This is a genomic window from Luteimonas sp. KH_071, from assembly GCF_057838005.1.
In genome coordinates, this window is sequence record NZ_CM174458.1 from 2917742 (window position 1) to 2944247 (window position 26506).

25 protein-coding genes and 1 other RNA gene are annotated in these 26506 nt (G+C 67.4%); 14 read left to right on the forward strand and 12 right to left on the reverse strand.

From position 1 onward, the window contains the following. Positions 1 to 5: 5 nt before the first annotated feature. The 5 genes from AC3IRM_RS13440 to AC3IRM_RS13460 form a co-directional block, all read right to left on the reverse strand. Positions 6 to 389 carry a RidA family protein gene (locus tag AC3IRM_RS13440; RefSeq protein ID WP_489203590.1) on the reverse strand — a complete coding sequence of 128 codons (384 nt, stop codon included), beginning with the start codon at positions 387 to 389 and terminating at the stop codon, positions 6 to 8. A gap of 63 nt (positions 390 to 452) precedes the next feature. After that, positions 453 to 2627, reverse strand: coding sequence for a RelA/SpoT family protein (locus AC3IRM_RS13445; protein WP_489203591.1), 2175 nt, complete (start codon positions 2625 to 2627; stop codon positions 453 to 455). Positions 2628 to 2779: 152 nt separating this feature from the next. Then, the gene (rpoZ, locus tag AC3IRM_RS13450) at positions 2780 to 3082 is read right to left on the reverse strand and encodes a DNA-directed RNA polymerase subunit omega (RefSeq protein ID WP_159680144.1); all 303 of its coding nucleotides are present in this window, start codon (positions 3080 to 3082) and stop codon (positions 2780 to 2782) included. Positions 3083 to 3188: 106 nt separating this feature from the next. Then, positions 3189 to 3833 carry a guanylate kinase gene (gene gmk / locus AC3IRM_RS13455; protein WP_489205927.1) on the reverse strand — a complete coding sequence of 215 codons (645 nt, stop codon included), beginning with the start codon at positions 3831 to 3833 and terminating at the stop codon, positions 3189 to 3191. Between the two features lie 120 nt (positions 3834 to 3953). Continuing rightward, positions 3954 to 4814: a YicC/YloC family endoribonuclease gene (locus AC3IRM_RS13460; RefSeq protein ID WP_489203592.1), complete on the reverse strand. Its 861-nt coding sequence runs from the start codon at positions 4812 to 4814 to the stop codon at positions 3954 to 3956. 107 nt (positions 4815 to 4921) lie between these two features. On the opposite strand from AC3IRM_RS13460, the gene rph reads away from it, so the two are divergent. The 7 genes from rph (at position 4922) to pepQ (ending at position 12713) form a co-directional block, all read left to right on the forward strand. Further along, positions 4922 to 5650 (forward strand): ribonuclease PH, encoded by a 729-nt coding sequence (gene rph / locus AC3IRM_RS13465; RefSeq protein ID WP_489203593.1) that lies wholly within the window; start codon positions 4922 to 4924, stop codon positions 5648 to 5650. After that, a complete protein-coding gene (locus tag AC3IRM_RS13470; RefSeq protein ID WP_489203594.1) occupies positions 5647 to 6054 on the forward strand; it encodes a VOC family protein in 408 nt (135 codons plus the stop codon). The genes rph and AC3IRM_RS13470 overlap by 4 nt, the downstream gene beginning before the upstream one ends. Continuing rightward, positions 6051 to 6656: an RdgB/HAM1 family non-canonical purine NTP pyrophosphatase gene (gene rdgB, locus AC3IRM_RS13475; protein WP_489203595.1), complete on the forward strand. Its 606-nt coding sequence runs from the start codon at positions 6051 to 6053 to the stop codon at positions 6654 to 6656. The genes AC3IRM_RS13470 and rdgB overlap by 4 nt, the downstream gene beginning before the upstream one ends. A 54-nt stretch (positions 6657 to 6710) precedes the next feature. Further along, positions 6711 to 7868 (forward strand): radical SAM family heme chaperone HemW, encoded by a 1158-nt coding sequence (gene hemW / locus AC3IRM_RS13480; protein ID WP_489203596.1) that lies wholly within the window; start codon positions 6711 to 6713, stop codon positions 7866 to 7868. Positions 7869 to 8050: 182 nt separating this feature from the next. After that, complete coding sequence (locus AC3IRM_RS13485) at positions 8051 to 10321, forward strand: DUF1631 family protein (protein ID WP_489203597.1); 2271 nt, start codon at positions 8051 to 8053, stop codon at positions 10319 to 10321. Further along, a complete protein-coding gene (locus AC3IRM_RS13490; protein WP_489203598.1) occupies positions 10318 to 10662 on the forward strand; it encodes a PilZ domain-containing protein in 345 nt (114 codons plus the stop codon). Before AC3IRM_RS13485 ends, AC3IRM_RS13490 begins: the two co-directional genes overlap by 4 nt. Positions 10663 to 11360: 698 nt before the next feature. Further along, the gene (gene pepQ / locus AC3IRM_RS13495) at positions 11361 to 12713 is read left to right on the forward strand and encodes a Xaa-Pro dipeptidase (protein ID WP_489203599.1); all 1353 of its coding nucleotides are present in this window, start codon (positions 11361 to 11363) and stop codon (positions 12711 to 12713) included. Between the two features lie 81 nt (positions 12714 to 12794). Here the strand turns inward: pepQ and AC3IRM_RS13500 are convergent, their stop codons facing one another. Continuing rightward, a complete protein-coding gene (locus AC3IRM_RS13500) occupies positions 12795 to 14120 on the reverse strand; it encodes an aminopeptidase P N-terminal domain-containing protein (RefSeq protein WP_489203600.1) in 1326 nt (441 codons plus the stop codon). Between the two features lies 1 nt (position 14121). Beyond that, a complete protein-coding gene (locus AC3IRM_RS13505; RefSeq protein WP_489205928.1) occupies positions 14122 to 14610 on the reverse strand; it encodes a UPF0149 family protein in 489 nt (162 codons plus the stop codon). A 190-nt stretch (positions 14611 to 14800) separates the two neighbouring features. On the opposite strand from AC3IRM_RS13505, the gene AC3IRM_RS13510 reads away from it, so the two are divergent. The 7 genes from AC3IRM_RS13510 (at position 14801) to rpiA (ending at position 19631) form a co-directional block, all read left to right on the forward strand. After that, on the forward strand, positions 14801 to 17011 hold the full coding sequence (locus tag AC3IRM_RS13510) for a putative bifunctional diguanylate cyclase/phosphodiesterase (protein WP_489203601.1): 2211 nt from the start codon (positions 14801 to 14803) through the stop codon (positions 17009 to 17011). 31 nt (positions 17012 to 17042) lie between these two features. Next, on the forward strand, positions 17043 to 17264 hold the full coding sequence (locus AC3IRM_RS13515; RefSeq protein ID WP_489203602.1) for a TIGR02449 family protein: 222 nt from the start codon (positions 17043 to 17045) through the stop codon (positions 17262 to 17264). Continuing rightward, positions 17261 to 17560, forward strand: coding sequence for a cell division protein ZapA (locus AC3IRM_RS13520; RefSeq protein WP_489203603.1), 300 nt, complete (start codon positions 17261 to 17263; stop codon positions 17558 to 17560). Before AC3IRM_RS13515 ends, AC3IRM_RS13520 begins: the two co-directional genes overlap by 4 nt. Positions 17561 to 17672: 112 nt before the next feature. Then, positions 17673 to 17857: non-coding RNA, 6S RNA (ssrS, locus tag AC3IRM_RS13525), on the forward strand. A gap of 55 nt (positions 17858 to 17912) precedes the next feature. Next, positions 17913 to 18494 carry a 5-formyltetrahydrofolate cyclo-ligase gene (locus AC3IRM_RS13530; RefSeq protein ID WP_489203604.1) on the forward strand — a complete coding sequence of 194 codons (582 nt, stop codon included), beginning with the start codon at positions 17913 to 17915 and terminating at the stop codon, positions 18492 to 18494. Between the two features lie 10 nt (positions 18495 to 18504). Then, positions 18505 to 18984, forward strand: coding sequence for an EVE domain-containing protein (locus tag AC3IRM_RS13535; RefSeq protein ID WP_489203605.1), 480 nt, complete (start codon positions 18505 to 18507; stop codon positions 18982 to 18984). Beyond that, entirely contained in the window at positions 18981 to 19631 is a 651-nt protein-coding gene (rpiA, locus tag AC3IRM_RS13540) for a ribose-5-phosphate isomerase RpiA (protein WP_489203606.1), read from the forward strand. Before AC3IRM_RS13535 ends, rpiA begins: the two co-directional genes overlap by 4 nt. Positions 19632 to 19835: 204 nt before the next feature. On the opposite strand, the gene rpoD is transcribed toward rpiA, so the two are convergent. The 5 genes from rpoD to sucC form a co-directional block, all read right to left on the reverse strand. Beyond that, positions 19836 to 21716, reverse strand: coding sequence for an RNA polymerase sigma factor RpoD (gene rpoD, locus AC3IRM_RS13545; RefSeq protein ID WP_489203607.1), 1881 nt, complete (start codon positions 21714 to 21716; stop codon positions 19836 to 19838). Positions 21717 to 21770: 54 nt separating this feature from the next. Continuing rightward, positions 21771 to 22208: a D-aminoacyl-tRNA deacylase gene (gene dtd / locus AC3IRM_RS13550; protein ID WP_489203608.1), complete on the reverse strand. Its 438-nt coding sequence runs from the start codon at positions 22206 to 22208 to the stop codon at positions 21771 to 21773. Positions 22209 to 22454: 246 nt separating this feature from the next. Beyond that, positions 22455 to 24092: an NAD+ synthase gene (locus AC3IRM_RS13555; RefSeq protein ID WP_489203609.1), complete on the reverse strand. Its 1638-nt coding sequence runs from the start codon at positions 24090 to 24092 to the stop codon at positions 22455 to 22457. Positions 24093 to 24246: 154 nt separating this feature from the next. Beyond that, positions 24247 to 25119, reverse strand: a complete 873-nt coding sequence (gene sucD, locus AC3IRM_RS13560; protein ID WP_180545043.1) for a succinate--CoA ligase subunit alpha — start codon at positions 25117 to 25119, stop codon at positions 24247 to 24249. A 178-nt stretch (positions 25120 to 25297) separates the two neighbouring features. Beyond that, a complete protein-coding gene (gene sucC, locus AC3IRM_RS13565; protein ID WP_489203610.1) occupies positions 25298 to 26458 on the reverse strand; it encodes an ADP-forming succinate--CoA ligase subunit beta in 1161 nt (386 codons plus the stop codon). Between the last annotated feature and the right edge of the window lie 48 nt (positions 26459 to 26506).

The following is a 26506-nucleotide window of genomic DNA, read 5'->3' on the forward strand; positions in this document are numbered from 1 at the left end:
GGACCTCAGCCGAGCACCATGACCGCATCGACCTCGAAGCGCGCGCCCTTCGGAAGGGCCGGCACTTCGATGGTGGAACGCGCGGGGTACGGCGATTCGAAATATTCCGCCATCACCGCGTTGACTTGCGCGAACTCGCCCAGATCGGTGACGTACAGACCGACGCGCACGATGTCATCGAGACTGCCACCCGCCGCAGTGGCGACGGCCTTGAGGTTGTCGAACGCGCGCCGCGCCTGCGCGGTGATGTCGCCCGCGACGATCTCGCCCGTGGCCGGATCGAGCGGGATCTGCCCCGAGAAATACACGGTGTCGCCGGCGCGGACAGCCTGCGAATACGGGCCGATCGCGGCAGGCGCATCGGACGTGGAAATGGGCGTGCGGGGCATCGTGGAACTCCGGCAGCAGGAAAGCCCGCATTCTAGCGGGCGCGCGCATGGCCGCGGTTCGGATTACATCCGCTGCACACCGTGCACAACCGGCAGGCGACGTGTCCGTCGGATCACTTCGGCCAGATGTTTGCGTCCCTTGACCTCGATCGAGAAGCGGATCGCCGCGATCGTGCTGTCGCGCTCCAGGTATTCCACGCCGTCGATGTTGGAATGCACGCGCGCGATCGCCGCGGCCACCTGGGCCAGCACGCCCGGATGGTTCTCCACCTCGATGCGCAGCGCCACGTTGTAGTCGCCGACGACTTCGCGATCCCAGTCGATCGCGACCCAGCGCTCGGGCGATTTGCGGAACTCGGCCACATTCGGGCAATCGACGCGATGCACGACGATGCCGCGGCCGGTGGTGTGGTAGCCCATGATGTCGTCGCCGGGAATCGGCATGCAGCAGTTGGCGAAGGTGATGACGCCACGTTCGTCACCGCGGATACGGATCGTCTCGCCGGCACGCGCAATCCGCTCGGTCGGCACGCCGCCATCGTGCTGCGCCAGCGCAATGGCGACCTGCGCCGGCATCCAGTTGCCCAGCGCGATGTCGGCCATGAGTTCTTCGAGACGCGGATACTTCGCTTCGACCAGATACGCATCGAGACGCTCCTGCGGCAGACGGTCGAGCGAGGTGCCCAGCATCTCCAGTGCGCGATCGAGCATGCGGTGCCCGAGCTGCACCGCATCTTCGTGCTGCAGATGCTTGAGCTGGGCTCGGATCGCGGTCCGGGCCTTGCCGGTGACCACGAACTCGAGCCACTGCGGGCGCGGCATCGACGACTTGGCGGTGACGATCTCCACGCGCTGGCCACTGGCGAGTACCGTGCGCAGCGGCACCAGTTTTCCGTCGACACGCGCGGCGACTGCCCGGTTGCCGATGTCGGTATGCACCGCGTACGCGAAGTCCAGCGCGGTCGAATTGCGCGGCAGCGACATGATGTCGCCCTTGGGCGTGAACAGGTAGACCTCGTCGGGGAACAGGTCCACCTTGACGTTCTCGAGGAACTCCAGCGACGAACCCGTCGCGCGCTGCGATTCGAGCAGGCCCGCAATCCAGGTATGCGCCCGCGATTGCGCGCTGTTCGGGCCTTCGCCGCCGTGCTTGTACGCCCAGTGCGCGGCGATGCCGCGCTCGGCGATGAGCTCCATCTCTTCGGTGCGGATCTGCACTTCGATCGGCGCGCCGTAGGGACCGAACAGCACCGTGTGCAGCGACTGGTAACCGTTGGCCTTGGGGATCGCGATGAAATCGCGGAAGCGCCCGTCGAGCGGCTTGAACACCGAATGCGCGATGCCCAGCGCGTGGTAACAGTCGGCCGCGTTGCCGACGATGATCCGGTAACCGAACACGTCCATGACCTGGGTGAAGGTTTTTCCCTCGCCCTGCATCTTGTTGTAGATGCTCCACGGCGACTTCACCCGCCCCACCAGCCGGTATTGCAGGCCCGCGCTGGTGAGTCGCTGCGCGAGCTGCGCCTCGATGCTCGCCAGTGCCTCGCGACGCACCAGCGGCTGGTTGCGGATGCGCTTTTCCAGGATCGTGTGCCGCATCGGATGCAGCGCATGGAAGCCGAGATCCTGCAGTTCGGCCTTGATCTTGTTCATGCCCAGGCGCTGGGCGATCGGCGCGTAGATGTCGAGCGTTTCGCGCGCGATGCGCTCGCGCGACGGACCCGGCTGCGCACCCAGCGTGCGCATGTTGTGCAGGCGGTCGGCGAGCTTGATCAGGATCACGCGCAGGTCGCGCGCCATCGCCAGCATCATCTTGCGGAAACTTTCCGCATCCGCTTCCTGACGACTGCCGAAGTTGAGCTTGTCGAGCTTGGTGACGCCTTCCACCAGCTCCGCGACGGTCTCGCCGAATGCCGACGCCAGCGCCTCGCGCGTCAGCGGCGTGTCCTCGATGGTGTCGTGCAGGATCGCCGCGACCAGGGTCTCGATGTCGACCTTCTGCTCGGCCAGCACCACCGCCACCGCGACCGGGTGGGTGATGTAGGGCTCGCCGGACTTGCGCATCTGGCCCGAGTGCGCGGCCGCGCCGACCGACCAGGCCCGCCGCAACTGCACGCGCTGCTCGTCGGGCAGGTACTGCGCTGCCCGCTCGAGCACACGCATGTACTCGGGCACCGCATCGTCCGCGGGGACGTCGGGCGGTGCGAACGCGGTGTCGGCGGGTACGGCGGCTGTCATCCACGAAGCCTACGGGCACGGTCGGGGTTTTGGAACCATATCGACGCCGCCCGACGTCCGGCTCCGGCGTCGCCCCAAACGCAACGACCCCGCCGGGGCGGGGTCGTCGGTGAGGCTGTCGGGCGCCGCGCTTCAGCGGCGCGGCCGGCGGATCAGAGATCGTCGCCCTTGCCCATGTCCTCGTCGGCCACGACTTCGGCAGCGGCCCATTCCAGCGCCTCGCGCTCCTTGCGCTCGCGCTCGGACTTGTCGACGGCTTCGATGAAGGGCTGATCGATGCGGCGCGCGGCGATTTCGCGCAGCGCCAGCACGGTCGGCTTGTCGTCGTTCTCGCTGTTGTCGAGCTGCGATTCGACGCCGTTGGCGAGCTGGCGGGCGCGGCGGGCGGCCAACATGACCAGCTCGAAGCGGTTGTCGACGACTTCCAGGCAATCTTCTACGGTGATGCGGGCCATACGGGCTCCCGGCGACCGGAGCGGCCGCGCGAATTGACGAAAAAGGGTCGCGTATCGTAGCGCCGGGCCCATGCCGACGCAAGCGTCGACTATATAAATCAAACATTTAGCGCGCGTCCTGCGCCATTTCGGCCGCCTCTTCGCGCAGCAGGCGTGCGATCAGTGCGGCGTGGCGCTCGGCCTGGCGTTCGCGGCGCAGCCGGCTCGCGCGGAAGATCGCGCACATCTCGGCCACGGCGGTGTCGAAATCCTCGTTGACCACGACGTAATCGAACTCGTCGTAGTGCGACATCTCTTCCTGGGCCGCGGCCAGGCGCTGGGCCATCACCGCTTCGCTGTCCTGGCCGCGCTTGCGCATGCGCTGGTCCAGCGCTTCGCGCGACGGCGGCAGGATGAAAACGCTCACGGCTTCGGGCACCTTGTCGCGCACCTGGCGCGCGCCCTGCCAGTCGATCTCCAGCAGCACGTCCTTGCCGGCGGCGAGCTGCGGTTCGACCGACTGGCGCGCGGTGCCCTTCCAGTCGCCATGCACCTGCGCATACTCGAAGAAGTCGCCGGCATCGATCATCTGCTGGAACACGTCCTTGCCGACGAAGTGGTAGTGCTCGGCATGCCGCTCACCGGGACGCGCGAGGCGCGAGGTGAACGAGATCGACAGGGCGATGTCCGGATCGCGCGCCAGACAGGCGTTGACGATGCTGGATTTTCCGGCGCCCGACGGCGCGGCGACGATGAACAGCGTGCCGCGCATCGGCGGCGTATCCGCGGCATGATGGGATTCGGGGGTCACGCCCGTCTCCAGCGCTCGAAAGGCCGCGCATCGTACCGCTTTACGCGGCGCCACGCCGGCGGCTGGCCGGCACGCGCGGCATCACTCGATGTTCTGGACCTGCTCGCGGATCTGGTCGATCAGCACTTTCAGTTCGATCGCCGCCTGCGAGCTGCGGCGGTCGACCGATTTGGAGCCCAGCGTATTGGCCTCGCGGTTGAACTCCTGCAGCAGGAAATCCAGTCGCCGCCCCTGCGGCTCGCGCTGGGTCAGCACGCGACGGATTTCGACGACGTGGCTGTCGAGGCGATCGAGTTCCTCGTCCACGTCGAGCTTCTGCAGCCACAACACCAGTTCCTGCTCCATGCGGCCGGGCTCGACCGGATGCGGCAGGTCGTCCAGCCGCGCCTGCAGCTTGGCGCGCTGCGCCTCGCCGATCTGCGGCATCAGCACGCGGATTTCGGCGGCGATCGCGGCGATGCCGTCGACGCGCTCGAGAATTGCAGCGACCAGCTTGCCGCCCTCGCGCTCGCGGGCGGCGACGAAATCTTCGAGCACGGTATCGAGCAGTGCCAGCACTTCGACCTGCAGCGCCGCCGGATCGACACCGCGCGATTGCAGCACGCCGGGGAACTGCAGCAGTTCGGTCAGGCTCGCGCGCAATTCCGGGAACCCGCCGCGCAGATCCTGGGCAAGATTCTGCAGCTGGGTCAGCAACGCCTGGTTGAGCTGCAGTTCGCCGCCGCCGTCAGTGCTGCGCAGACGCAGGCCCAGATCGACCTTGCCGCGCGAGACCTTCGTCGCGATCCGCTCGCGCAGTGCGGGCTCGGCCGCTCGCATCTCTTCAGGCATCCGCGTACCGAGCTCGAGGAAACGGTGGTTCACCGCACGCAGTTCGCAGGCCAGCGTGCCCCACTCGGTGCTGCGCTCGCCTGAAGCGAAGGCGGTCATGCTGCGGATCATCGGCACATTCACTGCGGAAAACGGCGGACGAGTATGCCACCGCCCGCCGGGGCGGTGCCGGCGCCACTGCTAGAATCCAGGCCCGCTTTCCCCCTTCCAGGCTTCCCATGTCCGACTTCACCCGTCCCAGCGGCCGCGCTGCCGATCAACTGCGCGCCGTGCGCTTCGAGCGCGGCTTCACGCGCCACGCCGAGGGCTCGGTACTGGTGAGCTTCGGCGACACCCGCGTGTTGTGCACGGCCAGCGTTGAGAACCGCGTGCCGGGCTTTCTGCGCGGCAAGGGCGAGGGCTGGGTGACCGCCGAGTACGGCATGCTGCCGCGCGCCACCAACACCCGCAACGATCGTGAAGCCTCGCGCGGCAAGCAGGGCGGCCGCACGCTGGAAATCCAGCGCCTGATCGGCCGCAGCCTGCGCGCCTGCGTGGACCGCAAGGCGCTCGGCGAGCGCACGATCACCCTCGACTGCGATGTGCTGCAGGCCGATGGCGGCACGCGCACCGCCGCGATCACCGGCGCCTATGTCGCGCTGGTGGATGCGATCGGCGTACTGCGCGCGCGCCGCGAGATCACCCGCGACCCGGTGCACGGCGCGATCGCGGCCGTCTCGGTCGGCATCTATCGCGGCGTGCCGGTGCTCGATCTCGACTATGCCGAAGACAGCGACTGCGACACCGACATGAATGTCGTGATGAACGACGGCGGCGGCTTCATCGAAGTCCAGGGCACCGCCGAAGGCCACGCGTTCCGTCGCACCGAGATGGACGCGATGATGCAGCTGGCCGAAACCGGCGTCGCCCAGCTTGTCGCACTGCAGCGCGAAGCGCTCGCGGGATGACATCCGGACGCGCGAAGCGGCGCATCGCGCTGACCACGCTGCTGGTGGCAGATTACGACGCCGCCATCGCGTGGTACACGCGTGCGCTGGGCTTCCGGGTGTTCGAGGATCGTCCGCTTGGCGGCGGCAAGCGCTGGGTCCGGATCGGCCCCGGCGATGCCGACGACGCATCGCTGCTGCTCGCGCAGCCGGCCAATGCGGCGCAGCGCGCGCGCATCGGCGACCAGACCGGCGGCCGCGTCGACCATTTTCTCTACACCGATGACTTCAAACGCGACCACGCGACGATGACCGCGGCCGGCGTGACCTTCCTCGAAGCGCCGCGGGTCGAGCCCTACGGCACCGTCGCCGTGTTCGTCGATCTCTACGGCACCAAGTGGGATCTGCTGGAGCCAGTCGAATGAAGACCCTCGTCCTGGCCAGCGGCAATGCCGGCAAGCTTCTCGAACTGCGCGCAATGCTCGCGGATCTGCCGCTGACGATCGTGCCGCAGCGCGAACTCGGCGTGGACGATGTGCCCGAGACCGGCACCACGTTTGTCGAGAACGCGTTGATCAAGGCGCGGCACGCCTCGAAGGTCACCGGCCTGCCGGCGCTGTCCGACGACTCGGGCCTGATCGTGGATGCGCTCGGCGGCGCGCCCGGACTCTACAGCGCGCGCTACGCCGGCAGCCCGACCGACGATGCCGCCAACAACACCAAGCTGCTGCAGGCACTCGACGGACTGCCGGAGGCGCAACGCAGCGCGCGCTTCTATGCGGTGATCGTGCTGCTGCGCCACGCCGACGATCCGCAGCCGCTGATCGCCGAAGGCCGCTGGGAAGGCCGCATCCTCGATGCGCCGCGCGGCCACAACGGCTTCGGCTACAACCCGGTGTTCCTCGATCCCGCGCAGGGTCTGACCGCTGCCGAAATGGAACCCGAGCGAAAGAACCGCATCAGCCACCGCGCACTGGCGCTGCAGGCGCTGCGCGACCGGCTGGCGCTGTCCGGCCTGCTCGCCTGAGCAATCGCCACATGCGCGCTTGCGCCTGTCCTACGCCGACCTGACCTCTTCCCGATGCTGATCCCGCCACCCCTGTCGCTGTACGTGCACCTGCCCTGGTGCGTGCGCAAATGCCCGTACTGTGATTTCAACTCGCACGAGTTCAGGGGCGGCACGCCGCCGTTCGACACCTACGTCGATGCGCTGCTGGCCGATCTCGACCAGGATCTGCCGCTGGTCTGGGGCCGCACCGTGCACAGCGTGTTCTTCGGCGGCGGTACGCCGAGCCTGTTCCCGGCCGATGCGATCGAACGCATCCTGCAGGGCGCGTCTTCGCGGCTGCGCTTCGCGCCCCAGGCCGAGATCACGCTGGAGACGAACCCCGGCACCGCCGAGCACGGCCGTTTCGAGGATTACCGGCGCGCCGGCGTGAACCGGATCAGCTTCGGCATCCAGACCTTCGATGACGCCACGCTCAGGAAACTCGGCCGCATCCACGACAGCGCGCAGGCGGCTGCCGCCGTCGCGTTGGCGCGCAACGCCGGCTTCGACAATTTCAATCTCGACCTGATGTACGCCCTGCCCGACCAAACGCTGGCAATGGCCGAGGCCGATGTACTGCGCGCGATCGCCCTCGCGCCGACGCATATCTCGCACTACCAGCTCACGCTGGAACCCAACACGGTGTTCGCCGCGCGCCCGCCGACCGGCATTCCCGACGACGATCTCGCCTGGGACATGCAGGAGCACTGCCAGGCGCTGCTGGCCGATGCCGGCTATGCGCAGTACGAAGTCTCCGCCTACGCGCGCGCGGGTCGGCAGTGCGCACACAACCTCAACTACTGGCGCTTCGGCGACTACCTCGGCATCGGCGCCGGCGCGCACGGCAAGCTCACGCTGGGCAGCGAGCAGACGATCCTGCGCCGCTGGAAAGCCAAGCATCCGGTGGCGTGGCTCGCGGGCGCCGGCACACCCGCCGGCATCGGCGGGGACGAACGCATCGCGCCGGCGCGTCGCCCGTTCGAGTTCATGCTCAACGCGCTGCGGCTGGTCGACGGCTTCACGCTGTCCGCCTTCGAGGCCTCGACCGGCATGACAGCCGCGCAGATCGACGCGCCGCTTGCGGTCGCGATTGATCGGGGCTGGCTGCAACGCGACGGCGACCGTCTCCTGCCGACCGAGCTGGGCCGCCGCTTCACCAACGACGTCGTCTCCCTGTTTCTCGAAGACTGAAGCCCGCGCGCAGGCCTCTGCCGCACCGCAACAGGCAGCTGGCCGCTGCACGCCCGATCCTGCGTTGATGCGCATTGGAAGCCTCGCCCGCGCGCCGTCGGCTGCCCGTATTCAAGTCACTGTGGTGAAGGCCTCGCGCGCATGTTAAAGAGTGCGATCTCATGCTCAGCCCGGCAACCGGAATGCCTGCGACCGCACACGTCCCCCAACCGCCCCGCTCGCTCGCGGCGGCCGGCCTGCCGCCGCGCGTGCGCCGCACGCTCGAGCGTGCGCTTTCGCTGGTCTCGACCGAACTCGACGGCGGCCTCTCCAACCTCGTGTCCGAGTTCGAGCAGGAGGTGTTCCGGCTTGCCGACCATGCGCGCAATCCGGGTCTGGAATCGGGCTACATGGCCACGCTGCGCGCGTTCCGCGCCAATCGCGCCGACCTCGTGCCGCGGTTCCTGCTCGCGCTTGAAGGCTCGATCGCGGCAGTGCGCACGCCCGCACCGCCACCGCCGCCGGCGCCGCTGGACATCGGCTCCTTCGGTCCACTGAGCCTGGTCGAGGACACGGTCATGGACGAGGGCACGGTGCTGCGCGAGATCGCCAGTCGCCAGGAAGGCCGCGCAAACCTGTCGCTGCATCTGCTGGGCCAGCGCTTCGGCGTGCTCGCCGCCGCGCCTGCGTTCGATGCCGAACGCCTGCCGCTGGGTCCGCAGTGTCTGTGTCGTGCGATCGCGTCCGCTGCCCGGGCACTGGAGATCGAACACGACGCGCGTCTGTTGCTCTACCGCATGTTCGATCGTGTCGTGATGCCCGGCTATGCCCGCGTTCTGGAGCGGCTGGACGCGCAACTCGCCGACGATGGCATCCTCCCCGCGCTGACCTTCGTGCCGATGCGCGCGCGGGCCGAGCCCGTCGACACCAAGGAAGCACACCCCATGGCACGGACTGCCGACACACTCGAGATTCCGCGCCCGCAGGTGGACGACGCGCAGCGTCCCTACACGGCCTGGGGCGAGCCCGAGGCCGCTGACGACGGGGCGGACGACGCGCAGTCACATGAGGTCGCCTACGCACGCCTGCAGGCGCTGATGTCCGGCCGGCGCGAGCTGCTGCGCAAGTTCCAGCCGCGTGGTGACGCGCCGCTGCCGCGGCGCCAGCTGGCCACCAGCGAGGTGTCGGACGCGCTGCGCCAGCTTCAGCACCAGCCCCCGCAGAGCGGCGGACGCAGCCTGGTCGAGATCAAGCGTTCGCTGCTGGCGCAGGCGCGTCAGCGCAGTGGAGAGGGCGCGAGCCTGGCGCCGGAAGACGAGGACGCATTCGAACTGCTCGGCATGCTCTACGGGCATATCGAACAGGAAATCCGCAGTGAGGCCCCGGCGGCGCCATTGGTGCGCGAACTGCAGATCCCGGTGCTGCGTGCGGCCCTGCAGGACCACTCCTTCTTCACCCGCCAGCGTCACCCGGCGCGACAGTTGCTCAACACCGTCGCCGAAAGCGCGGCCAACTGGCACGACGACACCGCTTTCGATCCCCGCGTACAGGCTGCGCTGCGCGCCGCAGTCGCCTTCGTGGTCGGCAACTACGAAGGCGACATGGCCGTGTTCGCCGAAGGCAATGCACGTGTCCAGGCGCAGCTGCAGACCCAGGCACGCACCGCGGAACTGCAGGAACGTCGCCACGTCGAGGCCGCACGCGGCCGCGAGAAAATGGTGGCGGCGCGTGCACGCGCCGACGAACTGATGCAGGGCATCGTCGGCGACCGCCGCCTGCCCCGGTTTTCGCGTGCGCTGCTCGACCAGGCCTGGGCCGACGTGCTCACGCTGACCCTGCTGCGTCACGGCGAAACCTCGCAAGAGGCCGACCACCAGCTGGCAATGACGCGTCGGATCGTCGAGGCATCGCTCGATACCGTGCCCTGCGCCGACGAGGCCTTGCAGTCGGACGTCGAATCCGCACTCGGACAGGTCGGCTACCACGGCGAAGAGGCGACGGTGATCGCCAAGCGCCTGACCAGCCATCGCAGCGACGAAGACGATGCCGCATCCCGCACCGAGCTGGCGATGAAGCTCAAGGCGCGCGCACGCCTGGGCGAAGAAGCCGGCACCGCGCGTCGCGAAAAGCCACCCGCGCGCACGCCGGAAGAACAGGCGCAGTACGACCACCTGCGCACATTGCCGTTCGGCACATGGATCGAATTCACCACCAACCAGCAGGGCGACATCGTGCGCCGGCGCATGTCCTGGTACAGCCCGATCACCGACCACGTGCTGTTCGTCAACCAGCGCGGCCAGCGCGCCGGTGAACAGTCGCTCGACGCCGTCGCGCGCCTGATGGCCACCGGCAATGCCCGCGTGGTCACCGCCGACCGCGGTCATCTGGTCGACCGTGCCTGGCAGGCCGCGATGGGCGCCCTGCGCAGCTTCGCCGGACGCAGCGACCACCGCGCACCGGAGGCGACCGCATGAACCAGGAATTCCGCCGTGCGAAGCGCCGCAAGGCACCCGACGTCATTCTGGTGACGGACGCGATGACCGCCCGCGTTGTCGGCCGTGTCGGCAACCTGTCGGAGACCGGCATGCTGCTGATCGCCAGCGAACCCTTCGTCGAAGACGCGCTGTACCAGTTCACCTTTACTTTGCCTGATGCGCCTGACGCACCGGTCGAGATCGGCGCGCATCTGCTGTGGCTCGACGAGGCCACCCTGGCCGGCGCCAGCTGGGCGGGTTTCCGCTTCATCGCGACCACACCGTCGTTGGCGCATCGGCTGCAGGGGTGGGTCAACGCGCCGGGGAGTCATTACGCCTGACGTTCGGCGTCTGCTTTTGATCGTCGAGACGCCGCACGGAGACTTGCAGACCCGGAGGGCGCCGCACCGGACGTGCGGCGTTTTCCGAACGAGGCAGGATGTCGAGTCGGAAAATCCCGTTGCACACGAAGCCGCGGGCTTCGGACGTGTCGGGGGAGACGTTTTTCTTTGGTTCCGTTTCTTCGACTCGCATCTGCGATGCTCGCCCCTTCGGGGCCGGCTTTGCCGTTCGCACTGCGTGCGTGGGCGTCAACCAAAAGAAATGAACTCGGCCGCGTCAGCGGACGAAAGCGTTTGATATACGCCTGTGCGTTTGCATTTGACAGGAGAAGCCAACGTCAAACGCTTCCACTCGCCTTGCGGCGAGCGGGTTCATTTCTTTTGCTGGCCCAAAAGAAACCGAACCAAAGAAAAGGGCCAGCCCCGACGAAGCTCACCCGGCGTGTCACTTGTTCCGGGATTTTCCGACTCGCCATCCTGGCTCGGTCGAAAAACGCCGCACATCCTTGTGCGGCGCCCTACGGGTCTGCAGTCAGCGGGACGACGTCGCGACCTCGCCCAGCAAAAGCAAAAATCCCAGCCAGCGGCCACGCGGCTTACCCCCGGCCACGAGCACATGCACTCGACGAGCGCGCAGAACACCACCCCTGCGTCGATACGGCAGAATAGACCGATCCACTCGTCGCCCCGGGATCAAGATGTCCACGCCTGCACCGTCCGCCGCCAATCTCTACGCCGACCACCTCGCGACGCTGCAGGCGCGCGCCGCGACCGCGCTCGAGCGCGCCGGTCTGGACCACCTCGTCATTCCCAGCGGCACGCTGCACTACCAGGTGTTCGACGACCGCGATTACCCCTACGCGGTGAATCCGCAGTTCAAGGCGTGGGTGCCATTGACGCGCAATCCGGGTAGCTGGCTGGTGATCACACCCGGCGCGCGACCGAAGCTGGTCTATCTGCAGCCGCGCGACTACTGGCATGTCGTGCCCGAAGCGCCGTCCGGATACTGGGTTGAACACTTCGACATCGTCGTGATCCGCAAGCCCGAAGACGCGCAGCAGCATCTGCCCAAGAATGCGGCGCGTTGCGCGATCCTGGGTGAGCCGCAGAGTGCGTTGGGGCATTACGGCGCCTACAAGCCGAACAATCCGCAGGCGGTCGTCGACCATCTCGACTACCACCGCGCGTTCAAGACGCCTTACGAATTGTCGATGCTGCGCGAGGCCTCGCGTCGCGCGGTGCGCGCGCATACGGCGGCCGAGCGTGCGTTCCGCGCCGGCGCCAGCGAGTTCGGTATCCATCTGGCGTATTGCCAGGCGGCCGGCCAGGACGCGAACGAACTGCCCTACGGCAACATCGTCGCGCTCAACGAACACGCGGCGGTGCTGCACTACACCGAACTCGGCCGCCTGCCGCCCGATCCGGTGCGCAGCTTCCTGATCGACGCCGGCGCCGGCCATGCCGGTTACGCCGCCGACATCACCCGGACCTACGCCACCGATACCGGCAGCGAGTTCCAGGCGATGATCGACGCGGTCGATGCCGCGCAGCAGGCGATGGTCGCGCAGGTGCGCAGCGGCGCGGACTACAAGCAACTGCATCTCGACGCGCACCTCGCCCTCGCCGGCGTGCTGCGCGATTTCGGTCTGATCAAGGTGTCGCCGGAAGCCGCCCTCGCGACCGGCGTCAGCGCCGCGTTCTTCCCGCACGGCCTCGGCCACGGCATCGGCCTGCAGGTCCACGACGTAGCCGGATTCGCGGCTTCGGAGACCGGCGGCATCATCGCCAAGCCGGACGGCCATCCGTTTCTCCGCCTGACCCGCGTGCTGGAGCCGGGCATGGTCGTGACCATCGAGCCGGGTGTGTACATCGTCGACATGCTGCTCGAGGACCTGAAGGCCGCCGGACATGGCGACAGCATCGACTGGGATCGCGTCGACACCTTCCGCCCCTATGGCGGCATCCGCATCGAGGACGATGTGGTCTGCACCGACGACGCGCCCGAAAACCTCACGCGCAATGCGTGGGCGGCAGAGACCGCGGCGGCCTGATCACGACGGACACCTCAAAGCGCCCGCCGACACCCGAAGACGCAGCGCGCGCCATACGCGCTGCGGACAGGACACGCGCGCTCACCTGCGCGCCATGAATTCCTCGATCTCGTCGGCCGTGCGTGCCAGGCCCGTCGTCAGTACTTCGTGGCCGGTCTTCGTGACCAGCACGTCGTCCTCCGTGCGGATGCCGATGCCGCGCCATTTCGCATCCACCGTCGTGTCGTCGGCAGACACGTACAGGCCGGGCTCGATCGTGAACACCATGCCGGGCTCGAGCAGACGCGACTCGCCTTCGATGCGGTAATCGCCGACGTCGTGCACGTCGAGGCCGATCCAGTGTCCGGTCTTGTGGCGATAGAAGCGCTTGTAGCTGCCGTCGGCGATACGGGCGGCGAGCTTGCCCTTCAGCAGTCCGAGGCGCAGCAGGCCTTCTGTCAGCGCTTCGACCGCCGCATCGTGGCCGGCTTCGTAAGCGACGCCCGGCCGCGCCTGGGCAAGCGCGGCCTGCTGCGCGGATTCGACGACTTCGTGCAGCGCGCGCTGCGCAGGCGAGAAGCGGCCGTTGACCGGGAACGTGCGGGTGATGTCGGCGGCGTAACCGCGATACTCGGCGCCGGCATCGATCAGCACCAGATCACCGTCGCGCGCCTGCGCATTGTTGGCGCGGTAGTGCAGCACACAGGCGTTGGCGCCGGCGCCAACGATGCTCTCGTACGCGGAACTCGCATCGTGGCGACGGAACTCGTATTCGAGTTCGGCCTGCAGCGCGTACTCGTGGATGCCCGGGCGCGCCGCGCGCATCGCCGCGGCATGGGCGTCGACGCTGATCTTCGCCGCGCGCCGCATCAGCTTGAGCTCGCCGGCATCCTTGAACAGGCGCATCTCGTCGAGCAGATGTCCCAGCTCCAGAAATTCGTGCGGCGGCTGGGCGCCGACGCGCACCTGCGCGCGCACGCGGTTGAGCCAGCCGATCAGCTGCAGGTCGAACTCGGTGTCGCGGCCGAAGTGGTAGTAGACCCGCGTGCGGCCTTCGAGAAGCCCGGGGAGAATCTCGTCGAGATCGTCGATCGGATAGGCGTCGTCCATGCCGAGCGCTTCGATCGCGCCTTCCGGACCTACGCGCGGACCGTCCCAGCCTTCCCGCTCCGGATCCCGCTCGCGGCAGAACAGCAATGCTTCGCCGTGCTTGCGCCCCGGCACCAGCACGAGCACCGCGTCGGGTTCGGCGAAGCCGGTGAGATACCAGAGATCGGAATCCTGGCGGTAGGCATGATGGGTGTCGCGGCTGCGGACACGCTCGGGTGCACTCGCCAGCACCAGGATCGCGTTGTCGCCCGCCAGCCGCATCAGCTGGCGCCGCCGTTTCTGGTAAGTGGCCGCAGTGATGCCGGTCGCGCCCGCCACGTCAGTTCAGCCGGTTGCGGTGACGCGGCCCCAATGCGGCGTCGCCGTGCAGCAGGAGCACCGCGACGCGCACGAATTCCTCGATCTCGGCGAGCGCATCTTCCTCGACCGCGTCGTCCTCACCGTCCGCGTCGGGCTGTGCCGCGGCCAGACGCGCCAGATCGGCCAGCGCTTCCTTGCCTTCTTCCGACAGCGAAGAACGTTCACCGGACGCCAGGCCGAAACCACCGAGAAAGCCGCGACACCAGTCGAACAGCGCGGCGCTGCGCACCGACAGGGGCGCCGCGTCTTCGGGCATCAACAGCGCAAACGCGAAATCGCGGTCCTCGAGCTGATGGGCAGTCGCCACGCGGAGGCGGTCGAGCGCGCTGCCGGCCGCGGGTGCGGGCAACGCAGCGTCCGCCAGCACCGGCGCCAGCCAGGCGGCCACATCGTGACCACCACCGGCCAGCCAGCCGCTGAGACCGCCATGCAACTCGCTGCCCGGCATCGCCAGCTGCAGATGGCGGATCTCGGCGTCGATTTCAGCAAGGCTCGGCAGGGTTTCGGACACGATCGGCGCTCTTGAAGGGGTGCGTCAGTGTACCAACGGCGCACGCGCCATCGCCGCCGCCGCTTGTTGCGGCGGCGAACGCGTGCCTACACTCGCGTTCGCCGACCCCGGCACGGAGTGCCGACGCGTGATCGAACCCAGCCAGCTGCACGTGCCCGGCGCCGCGGTGCTGATCGCGTTGCTGGTTCTGCTGGTGGTGATGGTGGTGCGCCGTCGCAGCAGCGAACACGCCTACATCGCGGAGATCAACGACCACAGCGACAGGCTCCAGCTCGCCTTGTGGGCGACCGGTGAGCGCTACTGGGATTACAACGTCCGCAGCGGGCAACTGCGGCGCCTGCTCGACGATGCGTCACATGGCCAAGGCCGGATGCTCGAGCACAGTCTGCCGGTCGATGCCCTCGTACACCCCGACGACATGGCGCTCGCGCGCGAGACGCTGCGCCGCTATCTCGATGGCGATTCCGGCCGCTTCCAGGCACAGCTGCGGGTCGCCGACGGCGCTGGCGGCTGGGCCTGGGTGCGCGTGCGGGGCCGCGCGGTCGAGCGCGACGAGACCGGCAACGTGCTGCGCATCGCCGGCACCGCGCTCAACATCTCGGCAACCCGCGAAGCCGAGCGCGAGCGGCAGATCGCGGCCACCATCCTGCGCAGCATGGCCGAGGCGGTGGCGGTACTGGACGCGGACTTCCGCTACGTCTCGGTCAACCCGGCGTTCCTGCGCATGACCGGCTATGCGGAAGCGGAGATCCTCGGACGCAGCGCGTCCCTGCTCGACAGCGACCAGAACGACAGCGCGTTCTACCGGCGCATCCGCATGCAGGCCGGTGAGCAGGGCCACTGGAGCGGCGAGCTCTGGCAACGTCGCAAGGATGGAGAAGAACTGCTGGCCGCGCTGGAACTGCGCACGGTGCGAGACGCCGATGACGCCAGCGTGCTGCACGTGTGCGTGTTCAACGACATCACCCAGCAGAAGCGCACCGAGCAGGAACTGCGCTACCTCGCGAACTTCGACACCCTGACCGGGTTGCCGAACCGCTCGCTGCTGTCGGAGCGCCTGTCGCGCGCGATCGTGAAGGCGCATCGCGAGGACACGCGGCTGGCCCTGCTGTTCCTCGACCTGGACCGTTTCAAGGACGTCAACGATTCGCTTGGCCACGCCGCGGGCGACCGCATCCTGCGTGCGGCCGCGACCCGGCTGCAACAGACGGTCGGCGTGCAGCACACCGTGGCGCGCCTGGGAGGCGACGAATTCACTGTACTGCTCGAAGGCCTCGACCGACCCGACGATGCCGAACATATGGCGCGCGAGATCATCAACGCGTTCGAAGCGCCATTGCTGATCGACGATCGCCGGGAAGTCTCGATCTCGCCGTCGATCGGCATCAGCCTCTACCCCGACCACGCCCAGGTGCCCACCGAGCTGCTGAAGCAGGCCGACACCGCGATGTACCAGGCCAAGGCCGCCGGGCGCCGCACGTTCATGCGCTACAACGACAACATGGACCTCGCGGTGCGCCAGCGCGCGACGATCTCCGGCGCGTTGCGCAAGGTGCTCGACCGCGGTGAACTGCGCCTCGTGTTCCAGCCCCGCCTGTCGCTGTCGCCACCGCGCATTACCGGCGTCGAGGCGCTGCTGCGCTGGTCGAGCCCGGAACACGGCGACATCCCGCCGGCCGAGTTCGTGCCGATCGCGGAGGAAAGCGGACTGATCCTGGAGATCGGCGAATGGGTGCTGCGCGAGGCCTGCCTGGTGCTGCAGCGCTGGCGCCAGCACGGCATGGACGATCTCAACGTCTCGGTCAACGTCTCGGTGCTGCAACTGCTGCGCGGCGATTTCGTCGGTGTCGTCGGGCGCGTGCTCGACGACGTCGGCATCCCGCCGCATCTGCTCGAACTCGAGCTCACCGAGAGCGTGCTGATGGCCAATGCGGAACAGACCGCGGAACGCCTGCAGGCATTCCGCTCCCTCGGCGTATCGCTGGCGATCGACGACTTCGGCACCGGTTATTCGTCGCTCGCCTATCTCAAGCGGCTGCCGATCACCACGATCAAGATCGACAAGGCCTTCGTCGACGGCCTGCCCCACGACGCCGAGGACGCGGCGATCACGCCGACCATCGTCGCCATGGCGCACTCGCTGGGCCTGCGCGTGGTGGCGGAGGGCGTCGAAACCGAAGCCCAGATGCGCTTCCTCGCCGAACGTGGCTGCGACGAGATCCAGGGCTTCTGGCTCTCGCCGCCACTCGATGCGCTGCAGTGCCTGGCCTTCATGCGCAACTGGCGCCCGGATGGACTGCTCCTGGCGCCCCGCGCCCCGCAGACCGTGCTGCCTTGACCGCCACCGGCGCGCTGCCTATGGTGCGGCAATGACCGAACCCGACGTCATCGCCGAGTTGCACAGACTGACATCCCGTCTCGACGCGCTGATCGAGCGCGTGCGCATCCTCAGCGACGAGAACCGCAGCCTGCGCCAGCAGCAGGAATCCATCGTCGGCGAGCGCGCGCAACTGCTGTCGAAGAACGAGCAGGCACGTTCGCGGGTCGAAGCGATGATCGCGCGCCTCAAGTCCCTGGAGCAGCACACATGAGCGCGACAGAAGCCGTCAGCGTCCGCGTGCTGGACCGCGAGTACACCGTGGGTGTCACGCCCGACGAACGCGACAGCCTGATGGCGGCGGCAAAGCTGCTCGACACACGCATGCGCGAGATCCGCGGCGCCAACCGCATGGCCGCTGTCGATCGCATCGCGATCCTCGCGGCCCTGAATCTCGCGCACGAACTGCAGCAGCTCGGTGACGGCCAGTCGCATGGCTCCAAGGAAGTCGCCGATTCGCTGGCCTCGCTGCACCGCAAGCTGGACGTGCTGGACGCCGAACAGCGCTGAGCCGGTCGCGTCTTCGCGACGCCTCCACGCAACTGAATCCCAGCGGCCGCCCACCACGTCGCGACCGACGAACGGAACACGACCTGCGGATCGATTGGCTATACTGCGTGTGCGTTCTCTGCCGTGTTCGACAGCGTGCAAAACATTCGCCTTGTCCCTTAATAACGACACCGGGGACGTCAGGAAACCGGGAGTGCCAGTCCGCCCCCGAGCGGAAAGCCCAAAGGAATCCCAGCGTTCCCACTTGAACCCCGGGTTCAAGGTCGTTTCGCCTGCATCGGCATCGGCGGAGAACGTATTTTTTGAGTCCGCCTGCCGCGTCGCCGGCACTTCCGACGACGAGCCCGGCCGCATGACCGACCGCACCGCCCTCCGCCGACGCCTGCGCGACCAGCGCCGCGCCCTGCCTGCGCCCGCCCGCATCGCCGCCGCCGAGGGACTCGCCGCCCAACTGTTCTCGCTGCCCGCGCTGCCCGCGACGGGCTATGTGGCCGGCTACTGGGCCAGCGATGGCGAGATCGGCCTGCATGTCTTCCAGATGCGTTTGCCCGCCGGGCTGATCTACTGCCTGCCGGTGCTGCACGACGACGTGCTGCGTTTCGCGCCCTGGCGCGCCGGCGATCCGCTGGTCACCAACCGCTTCGGCATTCCCGAACCCGACGTCGAACCGGCCTCCGCGCTCGACGCGAGCGCGATGGGGCTGGTCGTCGCGCCGCTGGTCGGTTTCGATGCGTGCGGCAATCGGCTGGGCATGGGCGGCGGCTGGTACGACCGCAGCTTCGGTTTCCGCCGCGCGCAGTCCGCGCCACCGTTGCTGGTGGGCGCCGCGTTCGCACTGCAGCAGGTCGATGCGCTCGACCCCGCACAGTGGGATGTGCCGCTCGACGCGATCTGTACCGAATCAAACACTCTCCACCCGCCCACAGACGCCTGACCGAGACGCGATGAGCACCCGCAAGCGCTACTGGCTGATGAAGTCCGAGCCCGAGGACTTCTCGATCGACGACCTGGCCCGCGTCGGCACGGAGCCCTGGACGGGCGTGCGCAACTACCAGGCGCGCAATTTCATGCGCGACGGCATGCAGGTCGGAGACGGCGTGCTGTTCTATCACTCGAACACCGATGTGCCGGGCATCTACGGCATCGCCGAGGTCGCATCCACCGCGTATCCGGACCCGAGCCAGTTCAAGAAGTCATCGAAGTACTTCGATGAGAAAGCCACCGAAGAAAACCCGCGCTGGTTCCTCGTCGATGTCGGCTACGTGCGCACGCTGGTCCACCCAATCTCGCTGGCGGAGATCCGCGAGCACAGCGCAGACCTCGGTGAGGAGTTCGCGCTGATCCGCAAGGGCGCGCGCCTGTCGGTGCTGCCGGTCACGTCCGCGCAGTGGAAACTGCTGTTGTCCCTGGAGAAGAAGCGATGAGCGAAGGCAAGCGCCTGGCCGCCGAGAAGGCGATCGAATACGTGGAAGACGGCATGATCGTCGGTGTCGGCACCGGTTCGACCGTCGCCTACTTCATCGACGCGCTGTCGCGCATCAAGCACCGTATCGACGGCGCAGTGTCGAGCTCGGACCAGAGCACCGAACGCCTGCGCAGCCACGGCATCGACGTGCTCGATCTCAACGCCACCGGCCCGCTGGCGCTGTACGTCGACGGCGCCGACGAATGCGACCCCGGCAGGCACCTGATCAAGGGCGGCGGCGCGGCGCTGACGCGCGAGAAGATCATCGCCGAGGCCAGCAAGCAGTTCATCTGCATCATCGATCCCGCGAAGCAGGTCCCCGTGCTGGGCACGTTCCCCCTGCCGATCGAAGTGATCCCGATGGCGCGCAGCCTCGTCGCCCGCACGATTCTGGAGACGACCGGCGGCCAGCCGGTCTGGCGCGAAGGCGTGAAGACCGACAACGGCAACTGGGTGCTCGACATCCACGGCCTGGCGATCACCGACCCGGTGGCGCTGGAGGCGCAGCTCAACCAGATACCCGGCGTGGTCAGCGTTGGCCTGTTCGCCCGCCGCAAGGCCGATGTTGTGATCGTGGGGACGGCGACGCCGACGGTCATCAGCTGATTCGACCGGATGGCGCTGCCTGGACACCCATCTGCAGGGGCGCGTTTGCGCGCGAAGAAAAAACCGCAACAGGCAATCGCGCGCAAGCGCGCTCCTACAAAGACGGGTGAGAACAGGGAGAGCCGCCAGACGTTCGCCCCGGACATGCCCCAATAAAAAAGCCCGCCTTCCGGCGGGCTTTTTCGTATCACGTGCAGCCTGGACTCACTCGACGTCGAGGAAGCTCCGCAGCTGCTCGCTGCGCGAGGGGTGACGCAGCTTGCGCAGCGCCTTGGCCTCGATCTGGCGGATGCGCTCGCGGGTGACGTCGAACTGCTTGCCGACTTCCTCGAGGGTGTGGTCGGTGTTCATGTCGATGCCGAAGCGCATGCGCAGCACCTTGGCCTCGCGCGGGGTCAGGCCGGCGAGCACGTCGCGGACCGTCTCCATGAGGTTGGTGTTGGTGGTCGCGTCGATCGGGGACTCCACATTGGTGTCCTCGATGAAGTCGCCCAGGTGCGAGTCCTCGTCGTCGCCGATCGGGGTCTCCATGGAGATCGGTTCCTTCGCGATCTTCATGACCTTGCGGATTTTGTCTTCCGGCATGTCCATTTCCTTGGCCAACTCCTCCGGCGTGGCCTCGCGGCCGTACTGCTGGAGCATCTGGCGGGAAATGCGGTTGAGCTTGTTGATCGTCTCGATCATGTGCACGGGGATACGGATCGTGCGCGCCTGGTCGGCGATAGAACGCGTGATCGCCTGGCGGATCCACCACGTGGCATAGGTCGAGAACTTGAAGCCGCGACGGTGCTCGAACTTGTCCACGGCCTTCATCAGGCCGATGTTGCCTTCCTGGATCAGGTCGAGGAACTGCAGGCCGCGGTTGGTGTACTTCTTGGCGATCGAGATCACCAGGCGCAGGTTGGCCTCGACCATTTCCTTCTTGGCCTTGCGGGCCTTGGCCTCGCCGTAGGCCATCGCGCGGTTGATCTCCTTGAGATCGCCCAGTGTCACGCCCATCGCCTTCTCGATCGCGAGCGTGGCTTCCTGCTCGGCGACGATCTGGTCGCGCACGTCCTTCAGGCCGGACGACCACTTCTGCTTGCGCTTGATCATCTCGTCCGCCCAGCCCGTATTGGTCTGGTTGCCGTCCCACGCGCGGATGAAATCCTTGCGCGGCATCTTGGCGACGCGGGTGGACAGATCGAGGATGCGACGCTCGTGGTCCTTCAGCTCGGACACGACCTCGCGCAGCTTGCGGACCAGCAGATCCGTCAGCGGCAGCGGCAGCTTGAAGGTCATGAAGACCTCGGCCATCTCGGCGCGCAGCTTGATCGACGACTTCGCGGTCGCACCGTGCTTGGCGTAGGACTTCTGGAACTTGTTGAACAGGTCGGCCATCAGGTCCATGCGACGCAGGACTTCTTCCGGGTCCGGGCCGGTCGGGCCGGTGCTCTCTTCCTCGTCCGAGGAATCGTCGGAATCGTCGTCGTCGCTGTCGGCTTCTTCCACCGCTTCGACCACCGCCGGCGCGTTGCCCGCGGCCGCTTCTTCCTCGGCCGCCAGCTCTTCGAGCAACTGGTCGTTGAAGCCGGCCACGACTTCGGCCAGGCGCTTCTTGCCGCCCTTGTGCAGTTCATATTCTTCGAGCAGCAGCTGCACCGACCACGGGAAGCTGGCCACCGAGGTCATCATCTGGTTCAGACCTTCCTCGATGCGCTTCGCGATCGCGATCTCGCCTTCGCGGGTCAGCAGCTCGACCGTGCCCATCTCGCGCATGTACATGCGCACCGGGTCGGTGGTGCGACCACCTTCGGTATCGAGCGAGGTCAGCGCGGCCGCGGCTTCTTCCGCGGCAGTCTCGTCGACTTCGCGGTTGCCACCGGATTCGCCGGCCAGCAGCAGCGTTTCCGCATCGGGCGCCACTTCATGGACAGCGATGCCCATGCCGTTGATCATGCCGATGATGTCTTCGATCTGCTCCGGATCGACCATGTCGTCGGGCAGGTGGTCGTTGACCTCGGCATAGGTCAGATAGCCCTGCTCCAGACCCTTGCTGATCAGGATCTTGATGTCGGACTGCTGGGCGGGACGTTCATTCGCCATGTGGCGCACCGTCTGAAAAGTGAACCCGTAATTATACCACCAGCGGGGCCGGGATCATGCCCTGAGCAGGAAGGTGACCGGGCCATCGTTGACCAGGCTGACTTCCATATGGGCACCGAAGCGGCCGGTTTCCACCCCCGGATGGCGCGACCTGCAGGCCGCGACCAGCCGGTCGAAGGTCCGTTCAGCCTCTTCCGGCACCGCCGCGGTACTGAAGCCGGGCCGATTGCCCGAACGGGTGTCGGCCGCCAGCGTGAACTGGCTGACCAGCAGCAGGCCGCCGCCCGTCTGGGAAAGCGACAGATTCATGCGGCCGGCATCGTCCGAAAAGACCCGATAGGCGAACAGCCGATCGGCCATGCGCGCGACCTGGGCCTCGCCGTCGCCCGGCTCGATGCCGACGAACGCGAGCAGGCCGGGGCCGGTCTGGCCGACGATGTCGCCGTCGACGCGGACGGCGGCTGCGCTGACGCGCTGGATCAGAGCAAGCATGGGGAACCAGACACGAGACGCCGTTTGAAGCCCTTCCCCGCGGGCGGGAGAGGGTTGGGTGGGGGCAAGCCGTCAGCCCCCGCAGACACCTGAAACAAGCGCTGAGACATCAGCCGCCGACCATTCCGTCCGCAACCGGTGGCATCGCCCCCATTCCAACCGTCCCCCGCAAGCGGGGGAAGGCGCCAGTCACGCGATCGGCGGTATCCCGCACAAGACCAACCGGCTGTGCCGCACGGACACCCGTCATCCTTCATACCGGTTGCTGATCGGATACCGCCGCTCGCGACCGAACGCGCGCCGCGAGATCTTCGGCCCCGGCGCAGCCTGGTGACGCTTCCACTCGCTGATGCGCACCAGCCGCAGCACGCGGTCGACGGTCGCCGCATCGAAGCCGGCCGCGACGATCTCGTCGCGCGATTCCTCCTGGTCCACGAAGCGCCGCAGGATCGCGTCGAGCACGTCGTAGGGCGGCAGTGAATCCTGGTCGAGCTGGTTGTCGCGCAATTCGGCCGAGGGCGGCCGGGCGATCACCGCGGGCGGAATCACCGGTGCGCCGCCGACGGTGTTGCGCCACTTCGACAGGCCGAAGACCTCGGTCTTGTAGAGGTCCTTGATCGGCGCGTAGCCGCCGCACATGTCGCCGTAGATCGTCGCGTAGCCCACGGCGTACTCGCTCTTGTTGCCTGTGGTGAGCAGCAGGCCGCCGTGCTTGTTCGACAGCGCCATCATGATCGCGCCGCGGGTGCGCGACTGCAGGTTTTCCTCGGCGATGTCGCCGTCCTTGCCCTCGAACGCTTCGGCCAACGTGTCGAGGAAGCCCTGGAACGGCAGTTCGATCGGAATCGTCAGCATGCGCACGCCGAGCGCCTCGCACTGCTCGGCCGCGAGGTCGTTGCTCAGCCCGGCGGTGAAGCGCGAGGGCATGCGCACCGCGGTGACGTTCTCCGCGCCCAGCGCGTCGACCGCCATCGCCAGCACCACCGACGAATCGATGCCGCCCGACAGGCCGACCCAGGCTTTCGAAAACCCGTTCTTGCCACAGTAGTCGCGCGTGCCGCGCACCACCGCGCGCCAGGCGAGCGCATCGATACTTTCGTCTCCGTCGTCGACCCAGACCACCGGCGAGAACGCGCGCTTGTCAGGGTCGAAGTCCACCACCAGCCACTGGTCGTCGAATGCGATCGCCGCGGGGTGCACCGTGCCGTCGGCATCGGCGACGACCGACGCGCCATCGAACACCAGCGCATCCTGTCCGCCGACGACGTTGACGTAGGCCAGCGCGACGCCGCTCTCGCGGGTGCGCTCGGCCAGCAGCGCGTCACGCTGGCGATGCTTACCACGCTCGTACGGCGATGCATTCGGCACGACGACCACGGCCGCGCCTGCCGCTGCGGTATCGGCCAGCGGCTCGGGGAACCACAGGTCCTCGCAGACGAGTACGCCGACCGGCACGCCGCCGACATCGACCACGCAGGGCTCGCCATCGGGGTCGACGTGGAAATAGCGGCGCTCGTCGAACACGTTGTAGTTCGGCAGTTCGCGCTTGCGATAGGTGCGCTCGAGCTTGCCGTCGCGCAGCACGCTGGCCGAGTTGTAGAGCACGCTGCCTGCCGATTCCGGCCAGCCCACCACCGCGACGATGCCCCGCACATCCTTGGCGATCTGCATCAGCGCTGCTTCGCAGTCGATGAGGAACGAAGGCCGCATCAGCAGGTCCTCGGGCGGATAGCCGCTGATCGCGAGCTCCGGAAAAACCACCACGTGCGCTCCGAACTCGTCGCGTGCGGCCGCGATCATCTCCGCGATGCGCTCGGCGTTGCGGCCGACATCGCCGACCGGAAAGTCGAACTGGGCGAGTGCGATACGCAGAGGATCGGTCATGTCGGCAGGCACGCGGTCGGGGCCGTCCATCATAGCGGCCGTGTCGACGCAGACCGCGTACCAGTTCGTGCGGGCACAGCGCGCGACGTCGAGATCACGCCACAAAAAAAGGCCGCCCGGAGGCGGCCTTTCGAATCACCCGGCGAGGGGCGAATTACTTCACGAGCGCGGCGATCGCTTCGCCCAGGTCGCCCGGCGAACGGACGGTCTTCACGCCCGCCGCTTCCATCGCCTTGAACTTGCCTTCCGCCGTGCCCGAACCGCCCGAGGCGATCGCACCGGCATGGCCCATGCGCTTGCCCGGAGGGGCCGAGGCGCCGGCGATGAAGCCCACGACCGGCTTCTTGACGTGCGCCTTGATGTACTCGGCGCCCGCTTCCTCGGCGTCGCCACCGATCTCGCCGACCATGATGATGCCCAGCGTCTGCGGGTCTTCGTTGAACAGCTTGAGGCAGTCGACGAAGTTCAGGCCGTTGATCGGGTCGCCGCCGATGCCGATGACGGTCGACTGGCCGAGGCCCGCCGCGGTGGTCTGCTTGACCGCTTCATAGGTCAGCGTGCCCGAGCGCGAGACGATGCCGATCTTGCCCGGCATGTGGATGTGGCCCGGCATGATGCCGATCTTGCACTCGCCCGGCGTGATCACGCCCGGGCAGTTCGGACCCACCAGGGTCACGTCCGGATGCGACTTGAGCACGTTCTTGACGCGCAGCATGTCGAGCACCGGAATGCCCTCGGTGATACAGACGATGACCTTGATGCCGGCCGCAGCCGCTTCGAGGATCGCGTCGGCCGCGAACGGCGGCGGCACGTAGATCACCGACGCATCGGCGCCGGTGGCCTCGACCGCTTCGCGCACGGTGTTGAACACCGGCAGGTCGATGTGCGTGGTGCCACCCTTGCCCGGCGTGACGCCGCCGACGACCTGGGTGCCGTATTCCACCATCTGGGTGGCGTGGAAGGTGCCCTGCTGGCCGGTGAAGCCCTGCACGATCACCTTGGTGTTCTTGTTGATCAAAACGGACATTCGTTTGAGTCCTTCGCTATCTATGGGTTGTACGGCTTCGGGCCGGCGCAGCGTTCCGTGATGCGGAACGCCGCTTGCGCCACCTCTCCAGAACCCCCGCATCGCCGCTGGCGATGCCGCCCCCTTGACTCAAGGGGGCTGTGGACTCCGGAAGGCCTTGCCCGCAGCCGTCGAAAAATCAGGCGGCGGCGGCGACGGCCTTCTTGGCGCCGTCGTTGATGTCGTCGGCCGCGGTGATCGCCAGACCCGACTCGGCCAGCAGCTTCTTGCCCGCTTCGACGTTCGTGCCCTCGAGGCGCACGATCACCGGCACCTTGACGTCCACTTCCTTGACCGCGGCGATGATGCCTTCGGCAATCATGTCGCAGCGGACGATGCCGCCGAAGATGTTGACGAAGATCGCCTTCACCTTGTCGCTCGACAGGATGAGCTTGAACGCTTCGGTCACGCGCTCCTTGGTCGCGCCGCCGCCCACGTCGAGGAAGTTCGCCGGCGAACCGCCGTTGAGTGCGATCACGTCCATCGTCGCCATCGCCAGGCCCGCGCCGTTGACCATGCAGCCGATGTTGCCGTCCATGGTCACGTAGTTCAGGTCGTGCTGGCTGGCACGCGCCTCGGCCTCGTCTTCCTGCGTGGCGTCACGCATCGCCGCCAGATCCTTGTGACGGAACGTGGCGTTGTCGTCGGAGTCGACCTTGCCGTCGAGGGCGTAGAGGTCGCCGTTGTCGAGGATCGCCAGCGGGTTGAGTTCGACCAGCGCCAGGTCCTTCTCGTTGAACAGGGTATACAGGCCGCCCATGATCTTGGCGAGCTGGTTGGCCTGCTTGGCGGTCAGGCCGATCTTGAAGCCGATCTCGCGGCCCTGGTAGGGCTGGAAACCTTCGACGAAGCTGACGTTGAGGCTTTCGATCTTCTCCGGCGTCTCGGCGGCCACTTGCTCGATGTCCACGCCACCCTCGCTCGAGACGATGTAGGTGATCGACTGCGTGCCGCGGTCGACCAGCACCGACAGATACAGTTCCTTGGCGATCTCGCCGGCTTCGGTGACCAGCACCAGATTGACCGGCAGTTCAACGCCAGCGGTCTGATAGGTGGCCATCTTGGTGCCGAGCATCTTGGAGGCAGCGGCCTTCACGTCGTCGGTGGTCTTGCAGAACTTCACGCCGCCGGCCTTGCCGCGGCCGCCCGCGTGGATCTGGGCCTTGACCATCCAGGGGCCATCGCCCAGGGACTTCGCTACTTCGACTGCTTCGTCGGCGGTGGACGCGACGCGCCCGGCCGGCACGGGGATGCCGTAATCGGCAAACAACTGCTTCGCCTGGTATTCGTGGAAGTTCATGTGGGGTCCGTACGGGAAGGAAAAAGACACCGCCGACGGGCGGCGCAG